This window comes from Bacillus sp. LBA3-1-1.1 (assembly GCF_040676495.1).
Lineage (GTDB): Bacteria > Bacillota > Bacilli > Bacillales > Bacillaceae_G > Bacillus_A > Bacillus_A nitratireducens.
In genome coordinates, this window is record NZ_JBEGIB010000002.1 from 107,511 (window position 1) to 122,239 (window position 14,729).

Consider the following 14,729-nt stretch of genomic DNA (forward strand, 5'->3'; position numbering starts at 1 on the left):
TAATTAGCGAAACATTGGTGTATACGGACCTACCTCGTCACTCTCTCCGCTCGATTCTTGTCTACGGACAGAACGAATCATTCCATATTTATAAAAAATAGAGAAAAGCGGTACATTTCCTATACCCTCTTCACACGTATCAACTAGTTTAAAAGCTCTCTGTCTACCGCTCGATGCTTGCTGACGTACGAAACGAGACACATTAGCAAGAAAAAAGACTTCTAATACACAAAGCGCTGTCGTTACAAACGATATATATAGAATTGCATCCTGCAATAAAAATTCCATCGCTTCACATCCTTAATAAAGTCATTTTAGCATATTCAGCAAACATTCTCTATTTCCTTTTGTTCTCAAAAGTTTTTTTGCATATTTTCTCAAAAAATTATGCTAGAAAACCAATGTATTCGCTTTCTTTAGTATATTCACACGTATCTTTGAATAGGTTTAATTTGTTAGAAATTTATAAAATTTTTGCATTATAATAAAACTATTGCCAGTTTTTGAAAAAAGCTTTATTCTCTTCTTGTAATCAAAAATGAATATGGAGATGAAACATACTATGGGTCAACTAGGAGACGCCGATTACGTTCCCGACACCGCCTTTTTATCCTTCCCAGCAGCTAAAACATTTCATTTAGAATTTATCATACAGTTAGTTGTTATTTTTATAGCTTCTATTTTGTATGCAATTTCTATGAATATGTTTTTTATCCCGCATAATATGATTAGCGGTGGATTCGCTGGTGTAGGGATGATTATCGGTTATTTAATGCACTACAATATCGGAGCACTTATCTTTTTACTAAACATTCCGCTTCTTATTTTAAGTCACTTTTACTTAGGTAAGAAGACAACCTTTTTAACAGCATACTTTGTGGCTGTATCATCTTTAGCGATGAACATTATCCCAGTACACCAAGTTTCAGACGATATTTTACTGTCTTCTGTATTCGGTGGTGTCATCTGCGGTGCTGCCTCAGGAATCATATTCCGATTTGCTTCTTCAACAGGTGGTTTTGATGTTGTTGGATTGATTGTAGCGAAACATCGCGATGTTTCAATTGGAGCAATCATCTTTGGATTCAACTTAATCTTACTTGTTGCAGCAGGATTTATTTTCGGATGGGATATTACACTTTATACGTTAATTAGTCGGTTTGTAGTCAGCAAAGTAATTGATGCCGTGCATACAAAACATATTAAATTAACGATAATGACAATTACAGAAAAAGGTGAGGAAATAAAAAGCTCACTATTACATCACGGCATACGCGGGGTGACAATGGTAGATGCTGTCGGCGGCTATACAAACCATAAGAAAAAAATGATTTACACTGTCGTAACTCGCTACGAGTTGGGCGAAATGAAACGTATTATCCGCCAAGTGGATAATAAAGCATTTATGAACATTACTGAAACAGTTGAAATTGTCGGCCGTTTCAAACGTATATAAAAAAGCGCAAGGAACTACAATTCCTTGCGCTTTTTATTTTTTACACTTATTACAAAATCAGATAATTCTATTATTGTGGCGCTAAATATGTTATAATAAAAGTAGACTTACAAAAAAAGAGTATATAGACTTGGAAGTTTCTCTTCTTTTTACAAGCAAAAAGAAACGAGAAGTCGGGTATATTTCAGACACCATACACGTAACGGTTAAAAAAAACCGATCATCTTAGTTATTCTTCACTGATCTTTTTATAAAAAGATGCGTACAAATAAAATCCACTTCAATATACTATACCTACCTTTTTGACTTCCAAATCATCTTATTACATAGGGAGATGAACATATGAATCAATATATACGATACACAATAGCTGTCCTGTTTGCCATTATCGGCGGTGCGATTTGCTTCTGGACAAACACTCAGCTTGGAGAGAATATCATTTTTAATGGAATCGAAACCCTTGTAAGCGCTTCAATTTTAGGCGGATACATTTACTTCCTCTTCAATCCAGAAGAAAATGCTCAAAAAACAATGTTATTAACAATGATCGGAATCGTTGGCGGATGTATTTCCTACTCAATGACAAACTATACATTACCACTTCAATTAAGCTCAGCTTTCTTCCACGGTCTTTGGACTTGGTTCATTGCATTCTGCCTAGCAGATGTATTCAACCTATTACAAGATCACGAAGAAGAGAATGGTCAACAAATTGAAAGCAACTCTTAAGCTGGAAGATATTCTTCCAGCTTTTTTGTTTGCTATCTTGCTCACATACCCTATCCCCCAAGCAGCTTACTGCCGAACTCTACAATTAAAAAGATAATTAATAGGATTGCGAGTATCTTTACTGCTACATATGCCACTTTAAAAATTACATAAATAAGTAAGACGAGCAAAATAATCGCTAAAATTTCCATATATAACTCCTCCAGACTTTGCTCTTCTTACCTCATTTTACTCGCCCTAAGCTTTTTACGGAACGGCATAAGATTACATACAGAAAAGAGGATACCTCACCCATCGTAAGATACCCTCTCCTTCAACTGCTCCAACCACACTCTTTCTAATTGTAAATATCCCATTTCACTCTTCTCAGCGGTCTTCAACTCTTTGTCTGCTTTCTTCATATAAATATGGCATGCTTCCATGTCTTGCTCTAAATATTTGATAATTCCTTGTGCGCGGTAATACCCATGTAAGTCCAGCCTTGTAATTGTCTTTGCATGATTCTTCGCTTCTTGCAAGTAAAGATTTTCCTTCTGATAAAGTACCCTATATAAAAGATACCAACTATGAAAACTACCGACAAAATATTTATTTTCTTTCGTCACAGGTAATTGTACAGTTCGTTCTAAATACGATATCCCTTTTTCCAGTCCCTCTTGATCTGAGCGAGCGAAAAAGACGAGCATAAGCCCACTCATTATGTTTCTTATATCTTTATCCTCTTTTATTTTTTCTTCACTAATTTCTACTAATCTCTCATCCCAATCTTTCGGCCTTTTGTAACTTAATAATTCACTCGATACTTGAATGTTGTATAAATGCTCTCTAGCCCTTTCATCATCTTTAATTAAAATGAGAAATTGCATACCATCACTTAATAGCGTTCCCTTTATTGGAATTGCTGTGACGACAAAGATTGCAAGATGTAACACAGAAAAGTATAAAAGCATGTGGTAATAACTCACCATATATATGTAACCTGATACAATACCAAATACTAAACTCGTTAATGGTCCGCTTAAAGTCATCCAGGCCCATTTTTTTGAAAGGTTCGGTGTGGGGGGGGAAGGCGGCACTAACATTGCAACGCCACCAACATACATCCATATTTTATTTTCTCGAATTCGTATTTTCCCCTTTTCTTTTTGAACAGTAATAGGTCCTACTGTCATAAACTTAAATTTCAAACCACCCACCAAACCGAATATTACATGCCCTAATTCATGAATAGCTAACACTAGCAATGCAATCCCGAAAAAGGCCCATATTTCTATAATTTGCTGTACTTTTTCTATTCGAATAAGCCCATATAAAGCGGAGCAAACGAAAGCAACGAACATTGAAAAAGCAGGTCTTCTTAAAATGTCCACCATTTTTCTCCCCTTAATAAATCATTTTTTTATGCATTTCGTACATATATGTTCCAACATGTAATACCCAAACGAACGAAATCATAATGACCATAAAGAAGTCTTTTCCATCTAAAATTGCATACGCAATCGCCGCCAACCACGCACAAGCAAGTGTCATATTTGTATATTGATATGCCTTATATCCCGCTTCCTGAACAATTTGCTTTTGCCCTTCATCTGCATTCTTTGCCCACATTTCCATTGACTGAGAATACGTAACACTCTGTTCTGGATATAAAGCGTTATACCTTTTCCTCATTACAGATCCTAACCAAGTTATAGCAATAAAGCACACTGTAGATACCACAATACTTACACTAACAAAGAACAAGCTTCCCTCACCTGTATACGTTCGATAAAAAGAAATAATCGAGCAAACAAACCATGATGGAATAACAATTTCCATTACTCGAAAATAAATAAGCGCTATCCCTAATCTTCGTCCCTTAACATTTTCTTCTTCATCTTTCGTTTGTGCGAGCGCTCTTGTACGCTTCCAAATATAATATATAATAGCTACGCCAAATACACTCATCATAACAACGCTAATAACAGGAGATATTTTACTAGTTCCCTCTGTTGCAATATCCCCTACTACATACCCTATAAACCCACCAAAAATTGCTCCTACTAACAACTTCAATATAGCCGTCATTTTCCCATTCCCCTTACTCCCCATCTCCATCTTCCCCCTCCACTAACATAAATATCTCCTCCACCGGCGCTCCAAAAATTTGTGCGATTTTTAGCGATAACACAATAGATGGCGCATAATCCCCACGCTCAATTAAACTAATGGTTTGCCGTGATGAGCCAATCGCTTTACCTAACTCACCTTGTGATAAACGATGCTTTGCTCGAAATTCTCTCACCCGATTTTGAAGCTTCATATTTTACCTCTTTTTCTTTTATTTAATTAGAATTGTAAATGATATCCTGTTAAATGTCAATTATCATTGTCATTTTGACGTAGATACATGTCAAAAATACATATATATTATACTAGATATAACGTATATAATAATTTTTAAGAACTACATAATTGAGGTGTCTCATGGATAAAAGAATGGTCTTTCCTTGCGCTCTTATTAAATTTTCAGCGGCCTGTTCTCTCTTTTTTTCTTTTTTATTATTTTTCTTTATAGGAAGTGATATGAACTTCTTTAAAACTTCCGCATACTTAACTGGATTTTTATGTAATTTTTGGTTTTACCTTCTTTTCTTCTACGCGATTTTATGCTCGCTTGTAATTGACAAATTAAGTTCAAAACATAATAGCACGCCAAGAAAAGTTTTGCTTTATATTCTATCTGGTTACTTATTCTTTCTTCCATTGCATATATACAATGGGGGAGATATTATCCTAACTCTCATAATAGGATCTGTAGGAGCAATTTGTTCACTTTTCTTTTATTTATGTACATGTATAGCAAATAAATCAAAATGGTTTCGATATGCGACCGCTATTATCATTCCTATTTTATTCATCGTAATATGCTCTATTGATTTTACAAAAAAAGAAAACTGGGTTGAGCACAGTACAAAAAATGCATTCGAAGCGGAATTCTCGTTTTTTAACGGCACACATAAAATACCCGTTTATGTAAAAAAGGGAGAAACACTTGAAGTTAACGTAAACTTCCTTATTACTGAAAATAGCGCCTATCAAGGTTATAGCACTTACTTTTCTAGTGAATTTAATAAATATGAACCCCTTTCCGAACTAAACGACGATACGTATGAACTTTCCCCTAGTAAAACGGGAACATATTATATAGTAGTGACCGGTTACGGTATCGAAGGAAAAATAAAAACAAACTGGAAAATAAAAAAGGCAGTGCCCTAAAGCACTGCCTTTTCTAAAATCTGACATAGAATGGATTCCATATTAACTTGCGTTTTGTAAAAATACTCGTTTTAATTGCTTGCGGAAACGAACACTTAACGTAATTGCTACAATGACAATAGCTCCGAAAATGATTTTGCCGATATGATCTTCCAATAATCCGAAAATATCATGTAAGTTACCACCTAACCAGTAGCCACCGATTAAGAAGAATGATACCCAGAATAAAGCACCTGAATAAATTGTAATCGCAAAACGGCGAAACGGTAAGTTAATGATACCTGCAAAGTATCCTGTAAAATGACGTACTCCAGGAATGAAGAAACCGATAAAGATAAGGAAATATCCGTATTTATCAAACCACATTCTCGTTAAATCAATTTTTCTTTGTGTTAAAAATACATACTTCCCATACTTTTGAACAAAAGGCATACCAAGCTTATTCCCTAAAAAGTATTGAATCGTCATTCCTACACTTGTCCCAATAAAGGATAGGATAATTAAAATAGGTAAGCTTAGATCACCCTTCTGTGCTAAAAATCCCGCATATGCTAATGTTGGCTCTCCCGGAAACGGAAGCGCAATATATTCTAACAGCAAGCCTACAAGCACTACATAATACCCGTATTGCTGAAATAATTCATGAACCCATTCCATGTCATCTCTCCTTTCAATCACGTACAACTTCTTACTATATATTGTATAAAAAAATTGTCGAAATAACTATCACAATAGCTTACATTTTTATTACATTTTTGTAAGGCTCACACTAACGTTTCTGTTCTTTATTTAATTATATAAATTATCGCCTTGAAACGAGATGACACCTATCTATTACACTGGATAGGGACATTAATATACAAAATTTATCCAGTTTTTAACACTCGGAAATCGCCTCATTTTGTTCTCTATAAAAAACCATAACAAACTCATACTAACTTCATATTAGCTTCATATACGTATTGTAAGATTATATCGGAATTTGTTGAATACTTTTACTACCATATTACCTAAACATTAAATTTAATAAATATAAATCGCTTTCTGAAAATGAAAAAAGGGAGAATAGGAATGGAAGCTTATAAAATGCACGATTTTATTAATACCAATATTGAATCTCATCCAAATGAAACGATTTTTAACTTACACATATGTAAAACAAATGAATTTGACGTAAGTTTAACAAAATCTACAACGCTATCCTTTATCATTTCTAGAAAGAATATTAAGATTGTCACGAAAAAATGGATTAATTCTAATCACGAAGGCATGATTGGAAAAAGTTATATCATTCCAACTAAAGCCTTTCATTATTTCTTACCTATCATTTCTGAAACAGAAGATGAAATGAACATTCAAGTACAGAGCTTTGGGCTATACGGCGAGCTTCTACTAAATGAAAGATTACTTATTGATAAAAATAACAAATATAATGCAAAAATCGCCAATTTTTTTGAATCACTAAATGAAAACGTACATCAAGCATTACGCGGATTACAAATTCGATGTATATAACACTACTAAAATAGTAAAAGGAGAATATAATGAAAAAATTACTAGTAACTATAATGTTATCGTTAGGTTTTTTAACTGTTCCATATATGTCTGCAGAAGCAGCTTCAACTAACGAACAGCTTATCGTTGACACGAAATTAAATAAAATGGATTTCTATCAAAATGGAAAGTTTATAAAAAGCTTCTCTGTCGCTACTGGCAAAGTTGCAACGCCTACACCGAAAGGTACTTTTCAAGTGGTAAACAAAATTAAAAACCGTCCTTATTATAAAGGACATATTAAAGGCGGCGATCCACGTAATCCACTCGGTGATCGTTGGCTCGGATTAAATATGGCAGGAACATACGGAACAACGTATGCAATTCACGGCACTAACAATAATCAAGCGATTGGTAAAGCTACAACACTTGGCTGTATTCGCATGTATAACAATGATATACATTGGTTATTTGAACGTATCCACGATCGTGCCACTGTCACTGTAAAATAACATATGAACCAGATTTACATGTAGCCAAGAATTTTATATCTTGGCTTATTTTATATATTCATTTACAGTAGCGAAACAACTATACTTGCATATATAATGAAAGTATACTGCACTAAATAGTATCGAAACATCGATACGCATGGATATTAAAATTAAACAGTTATAATGTTTTATAACTTTTACATTACACACTATAATAGAACTACTGTGATTCTGAAATATTCAGTTCCAATAAACAATTCCCCTTGCTACTTTTATGATTACTTTATAGCGGGGGCTTATTATATATATAACCTGAGTCATCCAAAAATGAAGAATTCGAATATTGCAGTAAAAAGCGTTATTTAGGAGGTGTTACTATGACGCATATACTGGTGATTGAAGACAACCCAGATATACAAGAACTTATTCGTGAATTTTTAACTGCCCAAAATTTTACCGTTGATGTGGTTGGCGCTGGAACGGAAGGAATTCTTCTTTTCCAAAAAAATTCATACGACCTTGTCCTCCTTGATGTAATGTTACCAGATATAGATGGTTATAGTATTTGTAAAATTATGCGAGGACAGTCTGATGTACCAATCATTATGTTAACAGGCTTACATAATGAAGAAAGTGAAATTAAAGGGTTTGAGTTGGGCGTTGATGACTATATTACGAAACCGTTCCATTACACGGTATTTATTAAACGTGTAGAAGCTGTATTAAGAAGAACAACAACGAAGGAAACCGAAACTGCAACTATACTACAATTCCATGAATTGATGTTAAATTCTACAGCATATGCGGCTTATGTTCATGGCAATCAAATTGAACTAACAACTAAAGAATTTGAGATTATATATACTTTGTTACAAAATCGAGGAAAAGTATTATCAAGAAGTGATTTGTTAAATAAGGTATGGGGCTATGAACATTATGGTGATGTAAGAGTTATAGATACACATATTAAAAATTTAAGAAAAAAATTGGGGATCCCTTATATTAAAACGGTGAAAGGCATTGGCTACAAAATCGAAGCATAGCAAGGATAACATCACCAAAAATATTTTCATCAAAACCTTATTGTTTTGTGTTCTTTTATCACTTTGCCTGTATCAAATTATTTATTTTCTAGCTTTAAACTATGATAAAGAGCGTTATGCGCAAAACCATGAAATTCAAACTGTGGAACATGCGGATTCAGTTACGAAAAATGAACAAAATAATAGAGAAGAAAATAAAGTTGTTTCAGAGGGTAGCATCTCAAATTTCCAGTCATCTATTATAGATTTCAAAACACTCTCTACAGCTATTAATCATCTTTTGCAACCTAGCCAAGCTGCAACTGCAAAAGAAAATGCAGCAAATCTTTCGGGGGAAAGTAACAAAACTGAATCACATACTAAAGCGGAACAAACGGCCGCTAACACTACTTCCTTACATACACAAAATGCAGAAAAGAAAACAAATGAAACACATGATAGTCCAAGTTTAGCAGATGCCTTGCAACACTTAGCTCCAAATATTGGTGCAACAATGCTTGCATTATCTCTGCTCGGTTCTTTAATTTATGCCAAACTAATTGCCAAACCTTTTCAATATATAAGTGATACTTTAAAAGATATTATAAATCTGGACTTTTCAGATAAACAATCACCTAACAAAAATACAGATCAAACAGATTTCAATTTGCAAGTAGCGGCTTCACAAGTCCCAACTATTGTGAGGAATCTACACGAAACAAATAAAGATTTACGAAATGAGCTCAAGAAAGAACAACAATTAGAACAATCTCGTAAAGAATTTATGTCTATGGTATCCCATGAATTAAAAACACCTATCGCAGCCGTTATGGGACAACTAGATGGCATGATTCACGGAATCGGTGCATACCAAGATAGAGACAAATATCTAAAACGATCCTATGAGATGATGCAAGATATTAACGTACTAATGGAAAAGATGTCAGAATTATCCAAAATACAAAATCCTCAATTCAAACCGAATATAGAAGTTATTTCACTATCTAACATCATTGAGGACGTTATGAGGAAAGTAGATTATTTTATATCTGTAAAGCAATTAACTGTTCAATCTAACATTAAACAAGATGTAACAATTTTAGCTGATCCTAAATTTATTCAAACTGCTATTTTTAATATTATTTCAAATGCAATTCACTATACAATCGATCATCAGTATATATATATAAAGCTTTATGAAAAACCGAACGGTTACGCATTAGAGGTTTTAAATACAGGTTCACAAATAGATGAGGACAAACTCGCTCATCTATTTGAGCCTTTCTATCGCGCTAATTCTGGAAACAATGGTTTAGTACAAGGTAGCGGTCTTGGATTATATATTGTAAAACAAATACTAGATAAACATCAGTTTCCTTATGGAATACAAAACACACCTCAAGGTGTAAAATGCTCAATTGTCTTTCCAAAAGCAATGTAAACTACTACTATAATTTCATAACCCAAACTCATACTTCGTATGAGTGGCGGAATTTTGTAGAGTCTCTTACTCTGTTTCGTTCGCCCGTTGTCCTTATTAGGATAACGGGCGTTTTTTATTTATCCCGATTGGTGCGGGCTAATAATCAGTGAGGGATGAACACCCCCCACTGATTAAAGTTTCACTTTATATAAGGAGGTTTTCTCATGGAAAAATTTAAGTATTCATTATTAGTTTTATTCGGCGCTTGTAGCTACGGCGTACTTTCAACTATTTTTAAGCTTGGATTCATCGATGGATTTTCAGCACACCAACTACTAGGAGGACAATATGTCTTCGGATGGATTGGCCTACTTTTACTTGTCCTTTTCTTTTCACGTCATAAAGCATCAAAAAAACAATTCTTTTCGTTACTAACAGTCGGCACCACAATGAGTATGACAGGTATTTTCTATGCTATTTCGGTAGAAGAACTGCCAGCCTCTATCGCTGTCGTTTTACTCTTTCAGTTCACTTGGATTGGTGTAGTCATCGAAGCGATTGCCAACCGAACATTCCCAAGCCGTGAAAAAGTTATATCTATTATTATTTTGTTTACTGGTACATTGTTTGCTGGCGGAGTATTTGAAGGACTTGGACAAAACTTTTCGGCGAAAGGTATTATCTTCGGGCTATTAGCTGCCGTCTCTTTCTCATTCTATGTATTTGCAAGCGGGCGCGTCGCTACAGATGTTCCGCCTTATACGAAAAGCTTTCTTATGACAACAAGTGCTACTCTTATTGTATGTTTATTTTTCCCGCCTACCTTTTTAACGGACGGCGCTTTACAAGCAGGCCTATGGAAATATGCTTTCTTCCTTGGACTGTTTGGAGTTATTGTACCTGTCATTTGTTTTTCAATTGGTGTACCGAAAGTCGGAACGGGGCTTGGGACAATATTAGGTGCAGCTGAATTACCAACAGCAATTATCGCTTCTATTACACTTGTGCATGAAGTCGTAACATTCATGCAGTCGATTGGGATAATCTTTATATTGCTTGGGATTTTCACTCCTCAGCTACTTACGTATAGAAAAGGAAAAAAACATAATCATGTGCATAGCGCATAGAAAAAAGACCTTTCATTTACTTGAAAGGCCTTTTTTCTATATCTCACTTTACCGCTCCATATAACTTCTCTATCTCATGCTCAATTTGTTTTACATCAATTCGTTCAAATAATGGCTGCACGCTATCAATTCTATTCGGCAACGTATTTTGAGGTTCCCAATTTCGTTTAACAATCGACAATGTGTTTCTAACTTTCTCACTTGAAAATGGTAAAAACGGTTCAAGGAGATTTGCAAAATTAGCGATAAGATAAACACAATTATAAATCGTTTCTTCACATGAAACTGGGGCATCTTCTCTTTGTTTCCAAGGCCGCTGTTCATCAAAGTATTTATTTGCAAAACGTACTGCATCAAATATTGTCTCTAATGCCACCTTAAATTTTGCTTGCTCAATCAATTCCCCTACATTTTTATATAATCCTTCTATCTTCTCCTTCAGCTCTACATTAATAATTCCCTTCGGCACAATGCCATCATAATACTTTTCAATAAACTTTAATGTTCGGTTCACAAAGTTCCCATATGCACCTAACAATTCACTATTATGACTGTATATAAATTCACGCCATGAAAAATCAGTATCACGATTTTCTGGTGCATTTACTGTTAAAAAGTAACGAATAGAATCTGGATTATATCTTTCTAATATATCAGGTACCCATACTGCCCAGTTTTTACTTGTCGATAGCTTTCTTTTTTCAACTGTTAAATATTCATTCGAAACGATATAACTTGGGGTTGCTTCCTCTCCTATCCCAAGTAATACCGCTGGCCAAATGATGGAATGAAACGGAATATTATCCTTTCCGTGCACATAATATGTTTTCGCTTCTCTATCCCAAAACCCTTGATCAGCTTTCCCTGTTTCTTCAGCCAATGTTTACTTGCTGAATAATATCCTGTCACCGCTTCAATCCATACGTAAACCTTCTTATCTTCGTATCCTGCTACTGGAATTGGAACCCCGATTGGTAAATCACGCGATACGGCCCTATCTTGTAACCCTTCCTTTAAATATCTTTCTGTTAGTTGAATCGCATTGTCGCGCCATGTTCCTTCTTGTTTTGCAATTTCTACAGCCGCTTTAATTTGCTGCTGAAATTTATGCAATGCAAAATAGAAGTGCTCTGTTTCCTGTACTGATGGCGTACTACCACATAACTTACACTTCTTTTCTAACAAATCGAGTGGATCTAAGATGGCAGAACAAGCATCGCATTGATCTCCTCTTGCTGCCTCATGACAATGTGGACAAAGGCCTTCTACATAACGATCTGGTAAAAATTGCGTACACGTTTCGCAATAAGCTTGTTCAACTACTTTTTTATAAATATAGCCTTCTTCTAATAAACGCAAAAAGACTTTTTGAACAGTTTCATGATGGTGCTCACTATCTGTACGTGTATAGCAATCATAAGTAAAACCAAGGCTACGAAAACATCGCTTAAACTCTTCGTGATACTTATCAGCAACTTCTTTCACCGTCACACCTTCTTGTTTTGCTCTAATTGTAATCGGTGTTCCATTACAATCACTTCCTGAAACATACAACACATGCTCACCTTTCGCCCTATAATAACGTGCTAAAATATCTCCTGGTAACAAACTAGCAATGTGTCCAAGGTGTAACGAACCATTTGCATACGGCCAAGCGCCTCCAATAAAAATACTCATCTTATATTCCTCCTTTAAAATATAAAAAGCCCCGCCCTTATCTTAAAAAAGATAAGGGCGGGGCTGTATAAACAGTCGCGGTACCACCTTATTTCGTCAGTCATTCGCATAACTAACCTTAACAAGTACGGAGCAATTCATGCTCGTATACTGTGGTTTTGATAACGAGTACCAACTCTCGTCGCCGCCTACTATTATCATTTGATAAGTTCAGGACGAAGCTCAAAGGCCATTGTTCAAATGAATATTCTTGCTTCTTCTCAGCTACCGAAGCTCTCTGGAAAGAATGGTTCCATTCTACTTTTCCTTTTCAACGCTTTTATGTATAAAACGTATTTTACGACTTAACAACAGAAAAATCAAACTTTAATTCAAAAAAGAACAGGAAACCCCACTCACTCACCGAATAACTATATGTTCACAAAAGGAGTGATAAAATTGAATCAAAAACAACTAAGCACGATTAATGAAAAAAGCTGGAATGCAGCTGCTTACGAAGCTTGGACGAATCGTCATGGCAAACCGACAGAATATGCAAAAAAACTCATGCAAGATCCTGTTCATGAAGTCTCCTACTATTTACCTTACATACAATCTCCAAAAGGAAAGCGTATTATTAATTTACTCGGATCAAAAGGTAACAAAGCAGTTGCTCTTGCTCTTTTAGGAGCCGATGTAACAGTTGTAGATATTTCAGCAAGTAACGAAAAATATGCAACCGAACTAGCCGAGGCTGCTGGCGTCTCTATTCAGTATATCGTTTCCGATGTACTAGATCTAAATCTATCTCAGTCATTTGATATCGTGTTACTGGAACTTGGCGTGCTCCATTACTTTTTAGACTTAAAGCCACTCTTTCATATAATCTCCCACTTACTAAAACAAGATGGGACATTTATACTGCGTGATTACCATCCCGTTTATACAAAATTATTAGGAGTAGATCATCCATCATTTCGAGCAAATGAAAATTATTTCGATGAAGAACTTATTGAAGATGACGTAGCTTATAGTATCCTCCTTACGGAATCGCAGAAAGCTGCTGTACCGAGAACAAAAATTAGGCGCTGGACACTAGGAGAAGTTATTACAGCAATGGCAGAAGCAAATTTCAAGATTGAAAAATTAATTGAAGAACACGGATCTCATCAAAGGTGGGTCTTCCCTTCTACTTCACCGGAAGGAATTGAAGAACGTATACCCGGGCTATATACATTAATTGCGACAACATGCAAAAAAGGATCCCTTCACGGATAGGATCCTTTTTTTTGCATGCTTACGCATATAAGTTGAGGTTGGAGATTACCATAATTCTGTAGAATAGGACACAAGATATTTCAACATTCGTCTCTGACTTACGTCGTCAAAAAGGGGTATGACCAACATAACGAAGAGTAATGTTTTAGTTGATAGTGATAATCGTTATCAACTAATTAGAAGTATACATGATGTTATTTCGAATTACAATAGGATTTCTTATTTTTATTTAAGAATTTTTGATATATAAATGTATACATTTTAATAACATTCACTTATACTCATCTGCCCTTTTCCATTATCCGCTATAATTTTCATTGAATAGATTAATAATCTTTAAAATAAAGAGGGATTACTTTTTTAACCCCCTTTTGTCATTTACAACTTTCAGCTTTAAGAGGTTATTTACTGCACTTATCCCGCATATCCGTTATAATGAGAAACGATATCATTAATATTTAGGGGGTGCTACGCATGTCACAACAAGCCTTTGAAGAAAAGTTATATGCCAACTTAGAAGCTGTTATTGACCCTGAACTAGGTGTTGATATTATCAATCTTGGATTAGTTTATGACGTTACAGCAGATGAAAATAATAATGCTGTCATTACAATGACAATGACTTCTATCGGTTGTCCAATGGCTGGGCAAATCGTATCAGACGTTAAAAAAATATTATCAACGAACGTACCCGAGGTAAATGAAATAGAAGTAAACGTTGTATGGAATCCGCCCTGGACAAAAGAACGTATGTCACGTATGGCGAAAATCGCATTAGGTATTCGTGACTAA

16 protein-coding genes, 1 pseudogene and 1 other annotated feature are annotated in these 14,729 nt (G+C 35.0%); of the genes and pseudogenes, 10 read left to right on the forward strand and 7 right to left on the reverse strand.

Translation table 11 applies throughout. The features are described from left to right. Positions 1-3: 3 nt before the first annotated feature. On the reverse strand, positions 4-288 hold the full coding sequence (locus MRBLBA3_RS03795) for a hypothetical protein (protein WP_000394940.1): 285 nt from the start codon (positions 286-288) through the stop codon (positions 4-6). Positions 289-562: 274 nt separating this feature from the next. On the opposite strand from MRBLBA3_RS03795, the gene MRBLBA3_RS03800 reads away from it, so the two are divergent. Then, positions 563-1,456, forward strand: coding sequence for a YitT family protein (locus MRBLBA3_RS03800; RefSeq protein ID WP_000530031.1), 894 nt, complete (start codon positions 563-565; stop codon positions 1,454-1,456). Between the two features lie 342 nt (positions 1,457-1,798). Next, a complete protein-coding gene (locus MRBLBA3_RS03805; RefSeq protein WP_212088439.1) occupies positions 1,799-2,185 on the forward strand; it encodes a DUF3938 domain-containing protein in 387 nt (128 codons plus the stop codon). A gap of 50 nt (positions 2,186-2,235) precedes the next feature. Here MRBLBA3_RS03805 and MRBLBA3_RS03810 read toward each other — a convergent pair whose 3' ends face one another. The 4 genes from MRBLBA3_RS03810 to MRBLBA3_RS03825 form a co-directional block, all read right to left on the reverse strand. Then, positions 2,236-2,376, reverse strand: coding sequence for a DUF3985 family protein (locus tag MRBLBA3_RS03810; protein ID WP_000404198.1), 141 nt, complete (start codon positions 2,374-2,376; stop codon positions 2,236-2,238). A 96-nt stretch (positions 2,377-2,472) separates the two neighbouring features. Next, positions 2,473-3,555, reverse strand: a complete 1,083-nt coding sequence (locus MRBLBA3_RS03815; protein ID WP_363379892.1) for a M50 family metallopeptidase — start codon at positions 3,553-3,555, stop codon at positions 2,473-2,475. A gap of 13 nt (positions 3,556-3,568) precedes the next feature. After that, positions 3,569-4,282 (reverse strand): DUF3169 family protein, encoded by a 714-nt coding sequence (locus MRBLBA3_RS03820; protein WP_363379815.1) that lies wholly within the window; start codon positions 4,280-4,282, stop codon positions 3,569-3,571. Beyond that, positions 4,266-4,487 carry a helix-turn-helix transcriptional regulator gene (locus MRBLBA3_RS03825; protein ID WP_000776149.1) on the reverse strand — a complete coding sequence of 74 codons (222 nt, stop codon included), beginning with the start codon at positions 4,485-4,487 and terminating at the stop codon, positions 4,266-4,268. The genes MRBLBA3_RS03820 and MRBLBA3_RS03825 overlap by 17 nt, the downstream gene beginning before the upstream one ends. Positions 4,488-4,750: 263 nt before the next feature. Here MRBLBA3_RS03825 and MRBLBA3_RS03830 point away from each other — a divergent pair, with 263 nt between their 5' ends. Further along, on the forward strand, positions 4,751-5,443 hold the full coding sequence (locus tag MRBLBA3_RS03830; protein ID WP_363379817.1) for a hypothetical protein: 693 nt from the start codon (positions 4,751-4,753) through the stop codon (positions 5,441-5,443). A gap of 42 nt (positions 5,444-5,485) precedes the next feature. On the opposite strand, the gene MRBLBA3_RS03835 is transcribed toward MRBLBA3_RS03830, so the two are convergent. Continuing rightward, on the reverse strand, positions 5,486-6,100 hold the full coding sequence (locus tag MRBLBA3_RS03835; RefSeq protein ID WP_000455363.1) for a DedA family protein: 615 nt from the start codon (positions 6,098-6,100) through the stop codon (positions 5,486-5,488). 414 nt (positions 6,101-6,514) lie between these two features. Here MRBLBA3_RS03835 and MRBLBA3_RS03840 point away from each other — a divergent pair, with 414 nt between their 5' ends. From MRBLBA3_RS03840 to MRBLBA3_RS03860, 5 genes are all read left to right on the forward strand, one after another. Beyond that, positions 6,515-6,958: a DUF3978 family protein gene (locus MRBLBA3_RS03840; RefSeq protein ID WP_328022395.1), complete on the forward strand. Its 444-nt coding sequence runs from the start codon at positions 6,515-6,517 to the stop codon at positions 6,956-6,958. Positions 6,959-6,987: 29 nt separating this feature from the next. Then, complete coding sequence (locus MRBLBA3_RS03845) at positions 6,988-7,449, forward strand: L,D-transpeptidase (RefSeq protein WP_000735646.1); 462 nt, start codon at positions 6,988-6,990, stop codon at positions 7,447-7,449. A gap of 359 nt (positions 7,450-7,808) precedes the next feature. After that, positions 7,809-8,474: a response regulator transcription factor gene (locus tag MRBLBA3_RS03850; protein WP_000148841.1), complete on the forward strand. Its 666-nt coding sequence runs from the start codon at positions 7,809-7,811 to the stop codon at positions 8,472-8,474. Then, positions 8,452-9,894 carry a sensor histidine kinase gene (locus MRBLBA3_RS03855; RefSeq protein WP_363379819.1) on the forward strand — a complete coding sequence of 481 codons (1,443 nt, stop codon included), beginning with the start codon at positions 8,452-8,454 and terminating at the stop codon, positions 9,892-9,894. Before MRBLBA3_RS03850 ends, MRBLBA3_RS03855 begins: the two co-directional genes overlap by 23 nt. A gap of 206 nt (positions 9,895-10,100) precedes the next feature. Then, positions 10,101-11,003: an EamA family transporter gene (locus tag MRBLBA3_RS03860; protein WP_363379821.1), complete on the forward strand. Its 903-nt coding sequence runs from the start codon at positions 10,101-10,103 to the stop codon at positions 11,001-11,003. Between the two features lie 43 nt (positions 11,004-11,046). On the opposite strand, the pseudogene metG reads toward MRBLBA3_RS03860, so the two are convergent. Beyond that, positions 11,047-12,680, reverse strand: a pseudogene (metG, locus tag MRBLBA3_RS03865) (methionine--tRNA ligase). Between the two features lie 50 nt (positions 12,681-12,730). After that, positions 12,731-13,003 (reverse strand) — a binding site (T-box leader). A 115-nt stretch (positions 13,004-13,118) separates the two neighbouring features. On the opposite strand from metG, the gene MRBLBA3_RS03870 reads away from it, so the two are divergent. Both MRBLBA3_RS03870 and MRBLBA3_RS03875 read left to right on the forward strand, forming a co-directional pair. Then, positions 13,119-13,937, forward strand: coding sequence for a class I SAM-dependent methyltransferase (locus MRBLBA3_RS03870; protein ID WP_363379823.1), 819 nt, complete (start codon positions 13,119-13,121; stop codon positions 13,935-13,937). A gap of 474 nt (positions 13,938-14,411) precedes the next feature. Continuing rightward, positions 14,412-14,729 carry a metal-sulfur cluster assembly factor gene (locus MRBLBA3_RS03875; RefSeq protein WP_002124161.1) on the forward strand — a complete coding sequence of 106 codons (318 nt, stop codon included), beginning with the start codon at positions 14,412-14,414 and terminating at the stop codon, positions 14,727-14,729.

Coding starts and splice junctions, on each gene's coding strand:
- MRBLBA3_RS03845 (WP_000735646.1), top strand. CDS start 6,988: ATGAAAAAATTACTAGTAACTATAATGTTATCGTTAGGTTTTTTAACT.
- MRBLBA3_RS03810 (WP_000404198.1), bottom strand. CDS start 2,376: ATGGAAATTTTAGCGATTATTTTGCTCGTCTTACTTATTTATGTAATT.
- MRBLBA3_RS03860 (WP_363379821.1), top strand. CDS start 10,101: ATGGAAAAATTTAAGTATTCATTATTAGTTTTATTCGGCGCTTGTAGC.
- MRBLBA3_RS03840 (WP_328022395.1), top strand. CDS start 6,515: ATGGAAGCTTATAAAATGCACGATTTTATTAATACCAATATTGAATCT.
- MRBLBA3_RS03800 (WP_000530031.1), top strand. CDS start 563: ATGGGTCAACTAGGAGACGCCGATTACGTTCCCGACACCGCCTTTTTA.
- MRBLBA3_RS03805 (WP_212088439.1), top strand. CDS start 1,799: ATGAATCAATATATACGATACACAATAGCTGTCCTGTTTGCCATTATC.
- MRBLBA3_RS03835 (WP_000455363.1), bottom strand. CDS start 6,100: ATGGAATGGGTTCATGAATTATTTCAGCAATACGGGTATTATGTAGTG.
- MRBLBA3_RS03820 (WP_363379815.1), bottom strand. CDS start 4,282: ATGGAGATGGGGAGTAAGGGGAATGGGAAAATGACGGCTATATTGAAG.
- MRBLBA3_RS03795 (WP_000394940.1), bottom strand. CDS start 288: ATGGAATTTTTATTGCAGGATGCAATTCTATATATATCGTTTGTAACG.
- MRBLBA3_RS03875 (WP_002124161.1), top strand. CDS start 14,412: ATGTCACAACAAGCCTTTGAAGAAAAGTTATATGCCAACTTAGAAGCT.
- MRBLBA3_RS03830 (WP_363379817.1), top strand. CDS start 4,751: ATGAACTTCTTTAAAACTTCCGCATACTTAACTGGATTTTTATGTAAT.
- MRBLBA3_RS03850 (WP_000148841.1), top strand. CDS start 7,809: ATGACGCATATACTGGTGATTGAAGACAACCCAGATATACAAGAACTT.
- MRBLBA3_RS03825 (WP_000776149.1), bottom strand. CDS start 4,487: ATGAAGCTTCAAAATCGGGTGAGAGAATTTCGAGCAAAGCATCGTTTA.